The sequence below is a fragment of the Legionella sp. 227 genome (genome assembly GCF_043161935.1).
Lineage (GTDB): Bacteria > Pseudomonadota > Gammaproteobacteria > Legionellales > Legionellaceae > Legionella > Legionella sheltonii.
Genome location: NZ_CP171154.1, coordinates 2358990 through 2377391 on the forward strand (window position 1 = coordinate 2358990; position 18402 = coordinate 2377391).

Here is an 18402-nt window from a genome sequence, read left to right on the forward strand (position 1 = left end):
GCGTAGCCAGGGATCCCTTGCTGTGGCACAGTGTTTCCGATGGAGATCTCTGGCTACTTTCGGGATGACGAGGATAAAGGAGAAGGGAAAAGCTCTTAGAGCCCTGTTATGGTTATAAATTCCCAGCAATCCACGCTTGTCCGAGGGAAATTCCTCCATCATTGGGTGGAAGAACACGTGGTAAAAAAGAGGTAATATCTGATTCACTTAACGTGGTGATTAATCCTTCGGCTAATATTGGATTTAAAAAACAACCTCCGCTTAATATTACCACATCAATTTTTCTTTCTCGACAGATTCCCGTGATCCATGCTGCAAGACCAGCAATGAGTGTTCCATGAAAAAGATTCGCACCAGTTATCGGCTCACATCGATTAGCTAATACGTTTAGGGTAGGCATCATATCAAAGAATCCCTCTTTTATTTGCCATCCATTGGGGAGTATTTGTACTTGAGTGACCATGCTTTCCAAACGCATGGCAGCGTGACCTTCATAGTGCGAGATCAATTGAACTCCCAATAAGGCACTTACTGCATCAAACAAGCGACCACAACTGCTTGTGCTGGGGCTATTTATTCTTTTATTCAGCAGTTGATGGATAATGTGCGCTTGGGGATGATTTGAAAATCGTTCGCTAATTTCATCGCTACGGCCCAAATGATGTAAAATGCTGGCTGCCATTCGCCAGGGCTCCCGTGCTGCAATTTCTCCACCGGGTTGTAAAAGAGGTAAAAAAGATCCCACCCGAGTGCAGGTTGAATTTTCTAATAGAAAAAGTTCTCCACCCCAAGCTTCACCATGGATACCGTATCCATACCCATCAAGCGCAAGTCCTAATGCCTTTTCTTTAATCCCATACTCCGCTATAACTGAAGCTAAATGCGCATGATGATGTTGAATGGCAAAAGCAGGAATTCCATAATGTCGGGCAAAATGGGTGGTATAAAAATCAGGATGCAAATCATGAGCAATCCGTTCTGGGGTCACATCGAGAAAACGCAGTAAATGCTCTAATGATTCATGAAAGAACTCAATAGTTGCTTTATTGTTTAAACTGCCAATATGTTGAGAAACAAAAGCTTCATCACCACGAGTAATACAGAACGTATTTTTTAAATGTCCGCCTACTGCCAAAGTGGGGGGAATTTCATGCGAGAGCTGAATGGGAGTTGGTACAAAACCTCGAGAGCGGCGAATAAATAGAGGACCATGACGGACTACGCGAACGACCGAATCATCGGCACGAGTGATAATTTGGCGGTTATAGGTAATTATTTTATCGGCGATGTGATTGAGTTGCTGTTCGGCACTATGGTCTTCAATGATGAGGGGGGCGCCGCCTAAGTTGGCACTGGTGATTACTAATACGGTATTTTGATACTCATTCAACCACGCACAACCGTTTTTATTTCCAGCAAGAGCATTGAAAAGTAAATAATGTAATGGAGTATACGGAAGCATAATTCCCAAGGTATTTAATCCTGGAGCGATTGCAGGACTGTATGTGTTCAATACATCATTTTTTTTGAGCAATACAATGGGACGCGCAATACTCTCTAACAAATCCCGTTCTTGCTGATTCATTGTGACAAGCTGTTCTGCACTTAAGCTGTTTGCGACCATAAGGGCAAAAGGCTTCTCGTCACGGCGCTTTGTTATGCGCAACTTGGCTACCGCTTCCTCATTACGCGCATCACAAATTAGTTGATATCCGCCTAAACCTTTGAGAGCAATGATTTCGCCTTGTGTAATACATCGGGCAATTTCTTCCACGGGTAATGAAAGTTGAGGACCACAATGCACACAGGCTGTCGGTTGGGCATGATAGTGTCGGTTTCCAGGATCGTTGTAATCCGCTTGGCAATCCAGGCATAAGGGAAACAAATCCATCGAGGTTTGATGGCGATCATAGGGAAGATTTCGGGTGATTGTGAACCGGGGGCCGCAATGCGTACAATTCAAGAAGGGGTAGCGGAAATAGCGGCTTTGAGGATCAAACAGTTCGTCTAAGCATAGGGTGCAAATACTCGCATCAGGGGTAATAACCGTATTTACTCTCCCTTTTTGACTTTCAATAATTTCAAAGACTGTTTCATTGTGTTTTAAGGGAATCGTTTCAGATTGAATTTGTTGTACTTTGGCAAGCGGGGGGAGATTTTCTTGTAAATGAGAAATAAATTGATAGGCCAAAATCCCTTGTACTTCAATCAATACGCCCACAGCATTATTTTGGATCCAACCTGTGAGCGCAAGTTGTTTGGCGATTCGGTACACACAGGGTCTAAAGCCAACACCTTGGACTTGTCCTTGAATGATTATTCTTAGACGTTCCATTAATTCACACGAGTGTCCGTTTGTTTTTTCCTGAGCCATTCGTACCAGGCTTCTAAACCATTGCCATTCACCGTTGAGAGGGTTAGTGTCTCAATGGATGGCTTAATTCGACGTGCGTATTCAATACATTGGTCTAGATCAAAATTCACATAAGGCAGGAGGTCCATTTTTGTGATGAGCATTAAGTCAGCACAACGGAACATATCTGGATATTTTAGTGGTTTATTGTCTCCTTCGGTCACTGAAAGAATAACCACTTTAAATTGTTCTCCTAAGTCGAATAAAGCAGGACAAACAAGATTACCTATATTTTCAATAAACAAGAGTGAATTTTCTTTTAAAGGTAGATCTTCTAAGGCATGACCGACCATATGCGCATCCAAATGACACACTTTTCCTGTATTGATTTGTAAAGCATTACCACCACTGGCTTTAATTAATTCTGCATCATGATTGGTCTGTTGATCGCCAACCACAACCGCAATATCCACTTCATTCTTTAAATCCAGAATGGTTTTTGCTAAAAGGGTTGTTTTACCAGAACCTGGGCTTGACATAATATTCAAGGCCAAAATAGTTTTACTGGTTAAAAAATTTTTATTGGCACGAGCAAATTGTTGGTTCTTGGCTAAAATATTTTGCTCCACGTGGATTAGATGTTCATCATGGCTGTGATGCATCGACTCATGAGTATGATCATGATGCTCCATTTCATTATGTTCTTCAGTACAACCGCAGATTCCGCACATTTTTATTCAACCACCATTGATTTAATTTGTAATTCTTCACCTTGAATGACCTTTAATTCATGACTTCCACAAACCTGGCATCCATCGTAATATTGCTGTAAAGGACTCCGGTTTTGGCACGATTCGCAAAGTGCTTCACCTGGAATATCGATGATATAAAGTTCTGCATGCTCCGCTATCGTTCCTTCTGTAATCACTTTGAAACCAAAAGTCAGGGCGTCTTTCTCAATTGCTGCAAGCTGGCCAATCTCTAAAATGATTTTTTTTACACGAGTACACTCTGTTGCAGCTGCTTTTTGCTTAATAATCTCAAGAATACTTTTACATACCCATAATTCATGCATGAGACGACTCTAATTATACATTTTGATAAAATTAATCATACCAATAATCAGACTAAATGATGCAATCATAAAGCCGGCCAGCCGGGAAAATAACAGAGATACTGAATCGGCACGTTGGATTAAAGTTGAAACAAGTAATCCATTTAATCCGTCTGAAACCATCATCCCAAACATAAAAACAAGGCCAAGCATCCCTGAGAATAACCATCCTGCCATCGCCCGAGCAGAAAGGGAAAATAAGACCACTTGACTTACTGTATCAAACGACAGGGCAAAGAGGGCGCCAATCAATACGATAAAAAAAGGGTTAGCCTGACTGCGGATTAATTTTTTTGAGAAATAGTTTTTGAAACTGGTTGGAAAAGGAGATTGGGCGGGATCTCGGAAAATATTCCAAAGATTGAGTAATCCAAAAATCAATAAAAAGGTAATGGATATACTATTGCCAAGCCCATCGAGCCATTTGGGAACAAGTACTGGCTTAACCCCATTGCCAATAATTAAGCTGATTAAAATGACTACTAAACCATGTCCTAGGGAAAATAAAAATCCTACAAGTTTTGCTAGAGTTCGACGTCTACTGACTATTCGTGCGACGGAATCTATGGTTGCCAGATGATCTAAATCAAAACCATGGCGGATACCTAGCAAAAAGGCCATTGCGATTAAAAATAATCCGGTATTTTCCATGGTGTATTCTCTAGTATGCTACTTCGAAATAAAAAAAATCCCCTTTCCCAAGAGTGGGAGAGGGGTGAATATGCTAGTCAGTTGCCCTCATCTGCCCTAGCGGGCACCTTCTCCCCTAGGGGAGAAGGGGAATTTAATTTAATTACAATTCCCATTAATGACACAGTTTACCAAACTGGAGGCAAAGTGATAATTGTTGCTCTCGTCATGAATAACTTCCCAGTCAAAGACTCCTCCAAATCCTGGATAAGTCCGTGGTGGAATGTAGGTATCACAACTGGATGCGCCGGCAACTCCAGTCCGTAAACATTGTATGGCTCGTTTGATTGTACCAATAACTGCTGCAGGTGAGCCATCGCTTTGTCCTGATGCATTAGGTGCAGGATAACCTAATACCACTTGAGATGGAGTTAGATAACTAATATAAGGTTGGAACCCAGTTTGCTGTCCAGAACTGGTGATCGCAGGCCAATTTTCAAGTAAATCGGTGGCCATCGCTACTGAAGCGTTTGGACTGCTTGTATTGTTCGGATCATAGCAAATCAGGTCAATGCCATACGTACAACCCGCATTATACATTTGAATACCGACCCATGCTAAAGATTGATGGGTTTGCATCACTAAAGAAGCATAATTTCCCCACGTTGCATCAAAACCTGAGGTAGCAGCGATATTCGCAGTTTGTGGTACTAAAGTAAGAAGCAAATTAGGATGATTCGTATGCATTGTATTGATAATATTCGCAAGAACAGCGATATCACCTGTTGGATTGCTAAAAGTTCCACTCGCATTTAATCCACTTTCAATATCAAAATCAAATCCATCAAAATTATATTGAGTGAGCAGGTTTTCTAAGGAACTAATAAAAGTTTGTTCAAATGCTGTAGGTGAAGAGGCTGCTGATAATACTTGATGAAAATCTACCGTAGTATTCGCAATACCAGATGATGCCCCACCTAAGGACAGTAACACTTTAATGCCTGCATTATGCAAGGACTGAATGTAACTTGCGGAGACGGTATCAAATGCAGAAGTGATTTGTCCAGGATTGGTGGTACTAAAGACTCCAAATGCTACGAGGATGTGGGTATAACCCGCATTTGCCAACGCGGTAGCAGAGGGTGGAGTCTCCCAGCCAGGCAAGTAACCTATAATTCTGCCTCCGGTACTTGTGTTCTGAGTATAAGTAATGGTTTCAGTGGCAGAGGATGATGCAGTTAACGGTTGGGGAGCATAACTTACCGCATAACCATTTACTGATGTAGCGCTTACAGTGTAAACCATTCCATCGGTTAAGCTGACATTAGCTGTACCAGTTCCGTTGCTTAATGAAATGGTTTCATTAACTGGTGTGCCATTGCCGCTCGGAGTAAAGGTTACATTAATGGCGGAAAGAGATGAAGGTGCTCCTGTTATGGTAACGGGAATACTGTCTTGGGCTACTTGAACGCAATTATAAGTGAGTTGTACTGTGGGAGCAGTCACTGCAGCAACAGCTGATGTTGGTGTAAAGGTCGGAGTACAGTTGTATCCATTATAGGTGATTACTGGAGTAGAAAAAGCGTAGCTGACCCCATTGGATAACTGGCTGACTACGTTAATTGTGCTCCAACTCACTTGAGCATTGGTTGCACTTTGATTATCCATGCGAGTTAAGGTTACGGTTGGATTGCCTGTATAACCAGATAATTGAGAAGGCAATGCAGCTAAATTGATGTTGATGTTTCCTGTTGTTTGCATTGCAGCATAGTTCACTGTAGAAGAAACAGTAGCGCCTGCTGAAACGTTTAAGCTTGCAGGATTTGCCACTCCTTGATACACGACTCCATTACTATCCGTTACATTAGTAGGCGAAACAGTATAAGTTCCGGCAGCAAGGCCAGATATCTGTTGTTGTCCAGACCAAGGAACCTGCGCACTCACTGTTTGACCGTTTAAAGTTAAATTAACCAGTGCATAGGTTTGGGTTACATTGGCAGGTTTTGCTGTAGCGTTAATTAAATTGACAGTGCCAGTAGATACTGGAGAATTTAAATAAACAGAGACGCTATTGGCTATATAATCTGCAGTTGGTTCCCCGTAAATAATGGTAAATGAACTTCCTTTGGGGAGTTTACTGTTGGCTCCTTGATAGGTGGGAAATTGTAATGAGAGCGAGGATAAATAGGTACCGCTTTGAGGTTGTGACGTGATTTGCAAGGTATTCACTGGATAAGATAATGGCGAAAAATTTCCCCAAAAAGAGGTATTAAGATTGCTGCCATTAGAAAAAGTTATAGTCGAGTTTTGAAAATCTACAGTTTGACTGCAATTGTTGGTTATTTTCAATGAAACGGTTTGCCAGCTACTTGTACCAGTTGAGCTGAAGCTGCCTGTAATACAAGAAGTTGGTTGGGGGGCAACAATGGGCGTTTTAGCAAAACCATCATTTAAGAAAAACAAGAAACCCACTAATAGTCCTATTTTTTTCATAAATTCCCTTAATTTTCATAAAATTAGTGATTTGGGGTTTAAACAATAAAGAGCTTTAAGATTTAATGCAAGATTTTTTTTTGTAATAAAAAAGCACAGCTAAGCCTGTGCTTTTCTCCTCATTCCAGTCTAAAAAAACAGTTGTTACTGATTTAAATGGATGCGTCTTTATCTTTTATTTGAGACCATTGCTCATCTGCATTTTTAATGTTGCCAGGAATATCTTTTGCCCAAATAGCCTGAATTTGCTTATTCAGATTAAGATAAAGTTTCCCAGCAACAATTTTCCATGCTAAAGGATCGCTGATGACTTTATGTCCCGAGGCAACTCCATAAGCACAATAACCCCCATAGGCAGGTAAATATTTTTCAGGATTTGCTGCGAATGCTTTTTTATTTTCCTGGGTTGCAAAAATGTAAGCAATACCATGATACATGACGACATGATTTCCACTTCCTCGTACAGGCCCACTTTTTTGTTGATAGGAGACAAGGTCATAGCCTTGATCCCCAACCAGACTGATTGAATTATCAGTCGCAGCTTGTGCAGAAAAGGGTAATAAAAAAAATAAAAAGAAAAAAGGTACAATGCGCGAATGCAAAAGGTTCATATTTTATAACTCCCTGTATTGAATTATCTGAAAGTACAGTCAGAACCCAAAGAGCAGCTGCTCTAGTGGAACTCATTGTAATCCATAGCCAGTAATTGTGATTCTTTGTTGTAGTTTTCCGAAAATGAAATCAGTTCAGATGGATTTTTTTCACACCAGCGAATCGCAGTAATTGTAGGTAAAGTATCCTTATTGTTTTGCAAAGACCATTGAGCATGTTCCAACAATAGGCTGGCTGCATAATTTTGTGTTAATGCATAGGCAAGTTGTCGTGCACCAGTTTGTTGTTCTTCAATACTCATCTTAGGCATGGAATGAATGTAGTTTTTTATTTTTTGTGTGGTGTGCTCAGTTTTCACTTTAGACTGTATGAGTTCCTTATGATGGATATGACTCAGTCGTTGTTGAATGTCGTCAAGAAAAAATTCTGCTGCATTCTCTTTATGTATCGCTCGCAAGGCATCAAGACTTAGAATATTCGTTGTTCCTTCCCAGATAGAGAGTACTTGCGCATTTCTTAGTAATTGAGGTAGACCCGTATCTTCAATGTAACCTGCTCCACCAAAAGCTTCCAAGGCTTCGCTGGTCACGGCGATTGCCTGTTTTGCTGTATAAAGTTTTGCAAGAGGGGTCAAAAGCCTCAACACAGCTTGTTCGGCCTTTGTTGCTTCACCTAACTCGTCTTTTCCCAATAGTTCAATGGCATGAAAAACCAGATGGAACGATGCAGTAAATTCTACTTGCATATTCGCCAATGTTTCTAAATGGAGCACCTGCTTTGACAAGGTATGGCCAAATGCGACACGTTTTGTTGCATAATCACGGGCTAGAGCGATAGCGCGTCTCATATAACCCACGGCACAACAGGCATTGTAAATGCGGGTAATATTAAATAAGGATGAAATTTTTTTAACGCCATCACCTGCTGTACCCACCAGTACGGCAGGCGCATTTTCCAGAGTTAATTCTGCAGTAGGTAGGGCACGAGTACCTAACTTGTCTTTTAAGCGATTGATGCGAATTCCATTCAGTCTACCCATTTGATCCCTAAGCTCCACGTAAAACAAACTTAAACCTTTACTTCCTTCAGGAGCGCCTTCAATACGGGCAAGGGTCATGGCGATTTGGGATGTGGTAGCAGAAGTAAACCATTTGACTCCGCTAAGACGAAACTGGTTGCCATCTGGTCTGGCAATGGTTGATGTGCCACTGACATCAGAGCCGCCTGTTCGTTCAGTCATCCATTGGCCGGAAGTCCAGAAGTAGTTAGGATCAGCAGAAATTAAATGGGAAAGCGCATGTTTTTTTAAAGATTCATCAGCATAAAGTTCTAATGCTCGCGCAGCGCCATCGGTCATGGCAAGAGGACAGGTATAAATTGCTGATGATGGGTGAAATAAATACAATTTGGCAAATTGATGTATGCGCGATAAAGCGCCATGTTGGCGCTCATAACCTATGGCAATTAATTTTTCTTCCGCAGAAATTCGGTCGAGTTCTTTCCATGCTTGAGAAACCTCGATGTGATCAATGCGCTTTCCCCATGGATCATAGGGTATATGTCGAGGTGGATGTGCTTCCGCTTCTTGTCCTAATTGATAGATATCTTCAATGACTCGTTGGCCGAGGTGATGCAATTCAGGTTGAATTTCGGTCAGCATGGAGGAAGGAAGCTTCCACTCTAGATACGTCTTTAAAACCCGATCTTCATCATATTGATTACCCAAACGGGGGGGAGTTTGGAAAAAATCACTCATCAATCCAGTCCTTTAGATTGTTACATTCCATCTATATTAACCGGACTAAAGACGGGGAGCAATCGAGGGTTATTGATACCCCCTTACCACGAAAAATTTCTCTCTATGTCACGAGTGATAAGGGGGCGTGTTGGCAATAGATCTCAGAAAACATTTAATTTTTGGCAAGAAAAATAAAAATAAATTTGAACTTTTTGCATAAATCTGACAAGGTAATTGCTGAGTTTTAAAAATGAAGCGCACTGAAATGAAGAAAGGAGTCTAAGGTGAGTAATTCACGTTTATTAAATAAGGAATTTGCGGTTGCCCTTGTAATGGGTCAATTTTTTGTTGGCTTGCCTGTATTTGCGGGTGGCTTTCAGTTAAATGAGACTAGCCCCAGCTTGCAAGGTTCGGCAATGGCCGGTTCTGCTGCGGCTAATAATGATGTTTCTGCATTATTTAACAACCCTGCAACATTATCTACATTAAAGCAAAACCAGATATATGTTGGAGCGAGCGAATTTATTCCTCAAATTAGTATGTATGATGGAGCGGCTACTCATACATTTAATGTACCTGGCACGCCACCATCAAGCATTGTGGGCCGGGTACAAGGAGATGCATCAGAACATAACATCAGTAATGCGGTTTTTATTCCTCAAGGTTATGCTGGTTGGCGAACTCCTATTGATAAGTTAACCTTAGGTTTAGCTGTTGTTGAACCATTCTACCTCTATAACAAATATTCGGAAGACTCCGTTTTACGCTATGCATCGGTAAAGACCGAGATTAACTCTGTTGATATAAATCCTTCTCTGTCTTACCAACTTAATGAAAAACTGTCTGTGGGTGCTGGTTTTCAAGCCCAGTATTTAAAAACAATTTTTTCTCACTTTGACGGAATTAACACTGGGGTTCCTCCCATTGATGCGTTGATTTCAGCAACAGAACCAACTCATATGAAAAGTGATGGCTGGGGTTATGGCTATACTGTGGGTGCCTTATATCAGATGGACCAATTTACTCGTATAGGGTTGAGCTATCGTTCAGAAATCTCTACCAAACTGAGTGGTCATGGCGAACAATATACGATCATTGGTGATATAGTTCCTTCGCCTGCAACTACTTTTTTGTTTAATACGGAAACCTCTGTGAGTAACACGCTGAGAACTCCCGGCGTATTAACCATTGGTCTAGCTCGTGATATTAATGAGTGGACGCTCAAAGCAACAGCACAAGTGAACTTCTGGGATTATTTGGGTGATATTGTTGTTTCAACCCCAGATGCTTTTGAGACTGTTTATGTTGTTCCAATGAAATGGCACAATACCTTTTTCGGATCGTTAGGTGCTGATTATCGTTACAACTCTGCTTTGACACTACGTGGCGGATTTGCCTGGGATCAGTCGCCAATAAGTTCTCAAAACCGTACTCCACTGATTCCTGACTCAGATCAATATTGGTTAAATTTTGGATTGAGTTATTTGGTAAACGACCATTTCTCCATTGATGGAGCTTATTCGCACATATTTATTCATAAGCAATCTGTGAACATCACTCAGGTTAATGAAGGTGTTCCTGGCTTGGTCGCACCATTGGAAATTAATCAGGTCAGCGCTGATTATAAAGGAACAAATAATATTGTATCACTGGGACTACGTTACAGTTGCTAAGGCCATTATAAGGAGATAATTTAATGTTAGCCAAAATTAGAAAAATGATATTACATGCCAAAACACAATTGACGGTGCTCGTTGGTATGTTTTCGTTATGCTGTACTTTGTCCAATATCGCGCAGGCAGTTCCATTTAGTGAAATTAGCCAAATGGTGTTTTTTGGTGATAGTTTAACGGATAGTGGCTTCAATAATACATTTACGCTTATAAATGGAATTCCTGATAAAGCCCCTACCTTCACAACCTTTGACGGCTATACCTGGTCTCAGTATATTGCGCATGATATCTTAGGTGTTCCTCTTCTTCCCCCTGGCACCTTATTCCCATCACTTAATGATAAGATGACCAACAATACAACGCCTATCTATGTTGATCCAAGTCGTCCCCCAGCACCACCAGTCGTGCCGCTTAATTGGTTTAATTATGCGTGTGGAGGGGCTAGAACTGCAGCCGAGCCCGGCATTAATTTTTATTGGGCGCCATCCGTTCAACGACAAGTTCAAAATTATTTATCTACCGCACCAAAAGTACTGGATCCCAAAGCAATGTACTTCATTTGGTCTGGTGCAAATGACATGCTTTTTGGTATTTCGTCACAACTTAATCCAATTGCTTTTATGCAGTTGATCGACGTGACCACAACCCAGATTGTCCAACAGGTTGAAGCACTTGCTGCACGGGGTGCAAAAAGAATTGTAGTGTTATCTTTGCCTAACATCGGTGTTACCCCCTTTATCACTCGACTGGCTGTAACAATAGGGGATCCATCGCTTCCTGGAAATATAAAAAATCTCAGCTTTATGTTTGATTCACTGTTAAATCAAAAGCTGGGTGCTATTGTGAAGCGTTATAAGCGTCATGAAGTCAAGATTTTATATTTTGATACTTATATGGCTTTGGATAATCTAATCCTAAATGCAGAAGCAGGGGAGCCAACAGTGGTAAGTGGTGTACCTTTCTTATTTCAGAACGTTACTGATCCAGTGTGTACTGCTCCATTGGCTATTTTATGTCAGCAAACTTCAAACAATTATCTTTTTGCTGATTCAGTTCATCCTACTGATATGGCTCACCGAGCATTATCGTTGGAAGTGGAAAATAAAATCAGACAATGGGCATAACATAACCCTCACCCCTAGCCCTTCTCCCATCGCTGGGAGAGGGGAATCTATTTTTGAATTCTTTCTCCCATCGGTGGGAGGTTCAATCTATTTCTGAATCCCTGCTCCCCATAGGGGAGAAGGTGCCCGTTAGGGCGGATGAGGGAGTCCTCCTTTGATCCCAAATGGCTAATTATAAAATTAGTTCATTCTTAACTTCCTGCGTATCCTCTTTGATTTCTTGTTTACTGCTGGGTGCAAAAAATCCTAACTTAGTACACGTCGCTTCATAATAAAGACGAGCTTTTTGATATTGCCTGCATACCATTTCTTGTACGGCGGTGGGTAGCATGCCGATGGTGCCATAAACTTTAACATTTCCTGTAGGTTTTTTGTCAGCAGGATATTGCTTTACTGCAGTTATTGCCGCATCAAGATCGCTAATAAATTTCTCCTCAAAGTGATCAACCAAGGTATGCACATGGGTTAAACATAAATGAAATCCATCCGGTTTTTGTGACAGATTAAGTTTCCAACCCCGCTTTTCTAACTCATCTGCTATAAAGTGGGGATTTAATGTATCACTACGGAAACCCAATATGGACCATTGAGGATTTCCAAAAATAGTGACGTCTCGCTTTCCTGATTCATTGGGTTTATATAATTCTTCAATTTTATTTTGCAGTCGTTGGCGCAGGGCTATAATATTTTCAGAAATTTCCTGATACTTTTGACGTCCGTAATATGACAATGTGGCATATATTTCTGCAACGCGGGCACCACTGGTTGAGCCATCTAAAATACCTGGAGTAGTATAAAGCCCACCAGACCAGTTTAAGGCAGCGTATACGGATAAAGCTGGAGAGTCTTCGCTAAATAGACATACAGATGTTCCTTTAGGACAGCAACCATACTTATGTAAGTCTGCTGACATGGAAGTTACCCCTTTAACACGAAAATCCATAGGCTTTTTGGAAGTATCTAGAAATGCGGTTAAAAATCCGCCTAAGCAGGCATCGACGTGAAGTGGGACCCCTTTTTCTAGAGCTAATTGTCCTAAGTCCTCGATAGGATCATTAATTCCATTCATAAAGGATGGTGCTGAGCCAACTATTACGGCCGTATTGCTGGAAATGTATTTTCTCATTTCATTTGCAGTAACTGCGCCGGTTTTAGGATCGACTGGAACTGTAATTAGTCGAGCTCCGGTCAAGTCTGCTGCTTTTTTAAAAGCAGCATGAGCGGTTTCAGGTACTACGATCTCAGGTTGTTTAATTCCTTTGGCTCGAGCGTGAATGACATAGGCAGCCATTGCCTCAATAATGCTTGTCGAACCGCCATGAGTGATGAGCCCATAACCCTCTTTAGAACCACCAAATAACCCCTGGCACCAGCGAATAATTTCAGCCTGCATGGCAATAATGCGTGGCCATTTGTCATGCAACGGATTGGTTAAAGCAGTTTTGGCATATACTTCCTTGAGTAATTCTTTAAGTTCTTGAGGATGAACTGCATAGAGTGCACCTGAATCCTGACCATCTCCTTGTTGGACCGTAAATTGTCTTGCCGTATCGTTATTTTTTACACCTGCAAAATTAAAAAGACATTCCTCTGGATTGATGCCAAATTCTTTTAAAATGAGACTTGGGGAAGTGCTTTCTTCAGGAATTTTATCTTGTAGCGCCATCTGAGCGCGTAATTCCTTTAATTTGTCTTTCGTGCTTTGGAGATCCTTGTTCAGTTCCTTATCGAGATAGGCTTTTACTTGCGGTAAATTTTTACCCAAACTAAAGGCGACATCAATCACACTTTGTTTGTAAGTTGTATTATTTCGAGAGCGATACGCTTGAGCTATTGCGGGGTATTGTTGCCAAAGAAAATAAAGCGCTGCGGTAGCAAAAACGATCTGATGGGCTGGAGTGTCTTTAAACGTTTCATCAAATCCTTCAAGCCCACTGCTTAAGAGTTGAGTAATATAAGTCAACATAATGATACATCCTTTTATTTAAATCGGATGAGCATATTAAACTCTTTTAATAATTCATGTCACGATCTAAGACTTTGCTTCGAGATAACAGTCAAGTTACACTGTATTTTTTTATGTAGGGAAGCATTGATGAAACTGAGAACATATAATCTTTTAACCTGGATTCCTCATCTTTTCTTGTTTTATAAAGAAAAAGTTTTTCGAAAATTATTACCCATAACCATCATTATAGTTATCTATGCGGTAATAATTGCTTATTTTTTTGAAAATGCCACTCGTTATAATTTAGGTCAATTTCATCTGATTTTTAGCTTTATCCTGACTATAGTCATTGGTTTTAGAGTAAATACCAGTTATTCACGTTGGTGGGAGGGAAGAGTTTTATGGGGGTCAATTGTAAATAATTGTCGAAACTTAGGTCTAAAATTCGATACTTATGTGGGTTTGCAGGAATATCCTGAGTTTTATGAGTTGTTGAAAAAATTACCTGCTATTATTAAAGCCCATTTACGAAAAGACAGTAGAGAGGTGCAAACAGAGTTGCTTTCTTTGTGCATTCATGAGTTTGAGGGAAAGCATCCGGTCCTCTTAGTAACTAAAAAAATGTATCGTATGCTGAATCAACTACGCCAAGAAAATAAATTAACATTGGAACAATATCTGGTTTTGGACACTCATATGGCCAATTTGATTGATATGGCTGGAGGTTGTGAACGAATCGCAAATACCCATGTACCGCCTGCCTTTGCCTTTTTTGTAAAACAAGCATTACTTTTTTATGCCATTATGTTCCCCTTTGGTTGGGTAGATACATTCGGTTTTATGATTATCCCGATGATGGTTATGATTGTATATATTTTATTGGGTTTGGAAATCTTATCTGAGGACTTGGAAGAACCTTTTGGTAAGGAAGATAACGATTTACCCTTAAGTGCTATCGCAAAAAATATTGCTCGAAATATAGATCAAATCGCTGAGCCGTAGATGAGGTTAAGCGCTTACATCCTCGCTATCAGAGAAGGTATGCTCTTGAAAAATATAAATATATGGGGTAATTTTTTAGTAAAAATAATTACCTGTACTAGGGTTCGGCTTGGCCAAGAGGGTAGAAATGCAAGCTGAGCCTATACAATTCATATAAGTTGAAGTAACAGCCGAAAGAGCAAACTTCAAATATAATTCCCCCAACCACACATTCATCATGAAATAAGGAGATTTAAATGGTAAGTGAAAATTCATCGGTTCGAGAACATTGCCACATACATCCTAATAAACGCATTTCTTGGACAGCAGTTGTTGCTGGTGCATTAACTGCATTAGGTCTCAGTTTTTTATTGAATCTCTTCGGAATTGCTATAGGGCTAAGTGCCTTTAAAACCATGAGTAATGGCTCAGTTATAGTCGTCGTTGGCGGAATGTTGGGAATTATTATAGGTGTTGTGATTTCTTCGCTGGTTGCAGGATATACTGCTGGTTATTTGGGCCGCTTGTATTGTCCTGAACGTAATTTGGGAGTGATATATGGCTTTATCACCTGGGTTATGGCATTAATCTTAGGCGCTGTATTGATAGGACTTTTAAGCCAATCCGTAGCAACCTATACCAATTCTATTTCCCGTACTGTCGTCGCAGTTCCAGTTACAGTTAATCAAATTTCAACCCCAGTAGGTACCACCAAAATTTCTTCTGCCATGAAAAATGGTCAAAATGAAGCGGTGGTAGAGGTTAATGTGACTCCCGCTAATTTGACCTCAGGGGCATTTATTATGTTCACGCTCTTTTTCTTAGGGGCTATCTTCACTTGTGTAGGAGCGCGTTGGGGAATGCGTTGTAAGAGAGATGATGACACCCTATAAATTCTTAACTCGTGCCCTGAAGTTAAAATCCCCTCTCCTACTTGTGGAAGAGGGGTGGGGTGGAGGGCTCATCAGCCTGCCATCAAATCCCGAACCAACGAGAGCACTTCTCATTATGACACGAGTATGGTGATCCCTCGCTTTGCTCGGAATGACGAGAGCAGGGGAGAAGGGAACGTCCTACCTTAATTGCAATTAAAATCATAAGGAAATACTACAGAAACACTATTATCTGAACCATTTAACATGACTTGTCCTGCTTTTAAAACACATTGACCAATGATGGGGCCTTGTAGCAAAGAATGAGTTGGAGTTGAGTATAAGGTGGCACTGATGGTTAAAGGCGCCGGAGAACAAGGTAGTTTATCGATAAATTGAGGTGCTTTGCCTCCAAGAAGGGTAAGTGATTTGCTGAGTCCGAATTCATTAGTCACATTAAATGCTACATTTTGATCAAATTGCACCGGTGGAGTAGCAACAGCAACCTCAACTTTACAGCTCAAATCTTCATTGGCATAGGCAGGAAGAAAAACAGAGAAATTGATAATAGACAGTGTAGCGACAATCACTTTTTTCAACATAATAAACTCCTCATCGGTTTGGATTTAATTGAATCGAACAATGATACTATTTAATACACTAGATCTTTTAAAATGATTTATTCACTTTACAGTGAACTGTTATCATGTACCATAATATGAACAATAAATCCACAAAATTTGCAGTGAGAGAAGGGTTAATCTGTCGAGGAAGCTGATTTTAAAAGGAATACGTACTTACTCTAATTGGAAAGTTTTTTGAACCTGCTATATTAATTCACTTCAAATAATAAGGGATAATTGGGGCAGACCCCTATAAAATTAAAGAAAGGGAAACAATGGCTACCACAACCATTTTTAAAACCAACCCATTTGTGCGATACATTCTAATGATGGCCATTGGAATGATCGGTATGGTTCAAGCATACGCATTATCCAATACCAGCAAGCAACTTTATGCAGTGCCTTCTGCAGCACAAGTTAAACCGGCTCATCATCGGGAAATCATCGTGCTAATCCATGGTTTGATGCGCACATCCCTTAGTATGTGGCCATTAAAAAATTATTTGAAAAGACAAGGCTATGAGGTTTATTCCTACAGTTATCCATCTCCAAAATACAGTATTCAAGAGCACGGAATAATTTTAAATCAATTTATTAAAAATTTATTAGAAAAAAACCCAGGGGTGAAGGTTAGTTTTATAACTCATAGTCTTGGCGGAATTATTACTCGTCAGGCATTATCTACTTGGTCGCAAGAACAATTAAAACAAATCGGTTGTCTCATCATGTTGGCACCCCCAAATCAAGGCTCAAAAATGGCAAAACTGTCTTCCAAAATATTTCCTATGTTTACTTCCCCAATAAAACCCCTGGCTGAACTGAGTTCTGAGCAAACGTCCTATGTACATCGTGTCCCCGTACCAAACATTAAAATCGGAATTATAGCAGGGCGCTATGATGCGAAAGTTCCTCCTGAATCAGCGCGTTTACAAGGACAAAATGATCCGATTATTGTTAACTCCAATCATACATTTATTATGAATAATGCAAAAACCAGGCAATTAATTATGAGTTTTCTTAAAACAGGATCATTTGCACAGGTGGTCGATCAGTAGTATGTGAACGGATTCACGCTCGGGAAAAGCATGCGTATTTAATAAGCGAGGTCTAGGCTCAACATGAATTTTCGAACACACATACCTAAATGAGAAATAATGCTGTATTTGAACCCCTACCAAAAGGTCATTGCCATTTCTAGGTCGTTTTCTTCGGTAAGCCCCCCATCCCAATCGTAATCTGTTCCTTCATCATAACCACGAATCATAGAAATTAAGGTACGGAGAACAAAAATGATAGGGTGAATGGCAATACTGACTGCACTGAGCCCAAAACCCACTACATCATCGATAAGATTTAAGGCATGACCTGGTACACTGGGCCAAGAAAAAGGATTTAAAAGATAAAATGGGGTAATGAATACGCGCCATAGAAATGCACTCAAATCATATAGAGCACGCAGTATATGACAAAAAAAACTGGTGATGGCATCGAGATGAAAACCAAAATTATAATAAGGGTAAAGTTTGAGCTCAGCGTAAATCGCGTACGCTGCGATGCGTGTTGCATTAAAAAAAGTACTCAGAATAACCCTCCTGAGAAACAATGGCTAATGTTAATCCTATGGTTGTTTTCAAAAAATACAGAAACAACAAATCGTCATCATATCTCATCTGGTTTTGGGATTCAAACGTAAATTTTTATTTTTTGAAACAGGTATTTATCATAAAAAAAATTTGAACATAATTTTATTTGAAGAGGTGAGAAAATGAGAAAAAAGAAGAAGGATGTACTATTTTGATGCACCTAAACGGTTTGACGGGGTATTGGTCTTTTCAAAAATTAGTTCAGTAATCGTTGTACTTAAAATTTTGCGCACTGCGTGTTTTTTTTCTGCAGTAGGAAACTTTATTTCAGAGAATAAATCTCTATATACGTCATGCTCATCGCTAAATGAACTTTGACAAAAGCCATTGATTTCTCGAAGTTCCTGACATAAATAATTGATTGCCTCTCCTCGTTCATTACGTGGTAATACACTTTGAAACTCATTTTCAAGTTCGTCGGCTTGCGCATAAGTGGCTAAAAGCAATAAAGTATCAAACACTTCAAGACGATTCTTTCTCTCAGATTCATCATGAGTTTTCGAGAAAAAATCACGCATAGAATCAATAAAATGTTCTATTTTATTTTTCTCTCTCTCAATTTTTTTTAGTAAGTGCTTATTCATTGTATCTTCCTTTC

General features: G+C 40.1%; 16 protein-coding genes. 5 read left to right on the top strand and 11 right to left on the bottom strand.

Features of this window, described 5'->3' with window-relative positions:
* Positions 1-112: 112 nt before the first annotated feature.
* From hypF to ACF8MK_RS10260, 7 genes are all read right to left on the bottom strand, one after another.
* The gene (gene hypF, locus ACF8MK_RS10230; protein ID WP_392538949.1) at positions 113-2335 is read right to left on the bottom strand and encodes a carbamoyltransferase HypF; all 2223 of its coding nucleotides are present in this window, start codon (positions 2333-2335) and stop codon (positions 113-115) included.
* On the bottom strand, positions 2335-3084 hold the full coding sequence (gene hypB, locus ACF8MK_RS10235; RefSeq protein ID WP_392536564.1) for a hydrogenase nickel incorporation protein HypB: 750 nt from the start codon (positions 3082-3084) through the stop codon (positions 2335-2337). Before hypB ends, hypF begins: the two co-directional genes overlap by 1 nt.
* A gap of 2 nt (positions 3085-3086) precedes the next feature.
* On the bottom strand, positions 3087-3428 hold the full coding sequence (gene hypA, locus ACF8MK_RS10240; protein WP_392536565.1) for a hydrogenase maturation nickel metallochaperone HypA: 342 nt from the start codon (positions 3426-3428) through the stop codon (positions 3087-3089).
* 9 nt (positions 3429-3437) lie between these two features.
* Entirely contained in the window at positions 3438-4118 is a 681-nt protein-coding gene (locus ACF8MK_RS10245; protein WP_392536566.1) for a DNA repair protein, read from the bottom strand.
* A 138-nt stretch (positions 4119-4256) separates the two neighbouring features.
* Complete coding sequence (locus tag ACF8MK_RS10250; RefSeq protein ID WP_392536567.1) at positions 4257-6590, bottom strand: glycosyl hydrolase family 18 protein; 2334 nt, start codon at positions 6588-6590, stop codon at positions 4257-4259.
* Between the two features lie 152 nt (positions 6591-6742).
* Positions 6743-7201 carry a YHS domain-containing (seleno)protein gene (locus tag ACF8MK_RS10255; protein WP_392536568.1) on the bottom strand — a complete coding sequence of 153 codons (459 nt, stop codon included), beginning with the start codon at positions 7199-7201 and terminating at the stop codon, positions 6743-6745.
* A gap of 62 nt (positions 7202-7263) precedes the next feature.
* Positions 7264-8958, bottom strand: a complete 1695-nt coding sequence (locus ACF8MK_RS10260; protein ID WP_392536569.1) for an acyl-CoA dehydrogenase family protein — start codon at positions 8956-8958, stop codon at positions 7264-7266.
* Between the two features lie 266 nt (positions 8959-9224).
* Between ACF8MK_RS10260 and ACF8MK_RS10265 the strand changes: the two genes are divergently transcribed.
* Both ACF8MK_RS10265 and ACF8MK_RS10270 read left to right on the top strand, forming a co-directional pair.
* Entirely contained in the window at positions 9225-10613 is a 1389-nt protein-coding gene (locus ACF8MK_RS10265; RefSeq protein ID WP_392536570.1) for an OmpP1/FadL family transporter, read from the top strand.
* 23 nt (positions 10614-10636) lie between these two features.
* On the top strand, positions 10637-11737 hold the full coding sequence (locus tag ACF8MK_RS10270) for an SGNH/GDSL hydrolase family protein (RefSeq protein ID WP_392536571.1): 1101 nt from the start codon (positions 10637-10639) through the stop codon (positions 11735-11737).
* 172 nt (positions 11738-11909) lie between these two features.
* Here the strand turns inward: ACF8MK_RS10270 and ACF8MK_RS10275 are convergent, their stop codons facing one another.
* The gene (locus tag ACF8MK_RS10275; protein WP_392536572.1) at positions 11910-13703 is read right to left on the bottom strand and encodes a pyridoxal phosphate-dependent decarboxylase family protein; all 1794 of its coding nucleotides are present in this window, start codon (positions 13701-13703) and stop codon (positions 11910-11912) included.
* A 129-nt stretch (positions 13704-13832) separates the two neighbouring features.
* Between ACF8MK_RS10275 and ACF8MK_RS10280 the strand changes: the two genes are divergently transcribed.
* Both ACF8MK_RS10280 and ACF8MK_RS10285 read left to right on the top strand, forming a co-directional pair.
* Entirely contained in the window at positions 13833-14687 is an 855-nt protein-coding gene (locus tag ACF8MK_RS10280; RefSeq protein WP_265702709.1) for a bestrophin family protein, read from the top strand.
* Between the two features lie 236 nt (positions 14688-14923).
* The gene (locus ACF8MK_RS10285) at positions 14924-15559 is read left to right on the top strand and encodes a hypothetical protein (RefSeq protein ID WP_392536573.1); all 636 of its coding nucleotides are present in this window, start codon (positions 14924-14926) and stop codon (positions 15557-15559) included.
* A 185-nt stretch (positions 15560-15744) separates the two neighbouring features.
* Here ACF8MK_RS10285 and ACF8MK_RS10290 read toward each other — a convergent pair whose 3' ends face one another.
* Positions 15745-16140, bottom strand: a complete 396-nt coding sequence (locus ACF8MK_RS10290) for a hypothetical protein (protein ID WP_028379961.1) — start codon at positions 16138-16140, stop codon at positions 15745-15747.
* A gap of 296 nt (positions 16141-16436) precedes the next feature.
* Between ACF8MK_RS10290 and ACF8MK_RS10295 the strand changes: the two genes are divergently transcribed.
* On the top strand, positions 16437-17216 hold the full coding sequence (locus ACF8MK_RS10295; protein ID WP_392536574.1) for an esterase/lipase family protein: 780 nt from the start codon (positions 16437-16439) through the stop codon (positions 17214-17216).
* Between the two features lie 116 nt (positions 17217-17332).
* On the opposite strand, the gene ACF8MK_RS10300 is transcribed toward ACF8MK_RS10295, so the two are convergent.
* Both ACF8MK_RS10300 and ACF8MK_RS10305 read right to left on the bottom strand, forming a co-directional pair.
* Positions 17333-17764, bottom strand: coding sequence for a hypothetical protein (locus ACF8MK_RS10300; protein ID WP_392536575.1), 432 nt, complete (start codon positions 17762-17764; stop codon positions 17333-17335).
* A 186-nt stretch (positions 17765-17950) separates the two neighbouring features.
* Complete coding sequence (locus ACF8MK_RS10305) at positions 17951-18388, bottom strand: hypothetical protein (RefSeq protein ID WP_392536576.1); 438 nt, start codon at positions 18386-18388, stop codon at positions 17951-17953.
* Positions 18389-18402 lie beyond the last annotated feature (14 nt).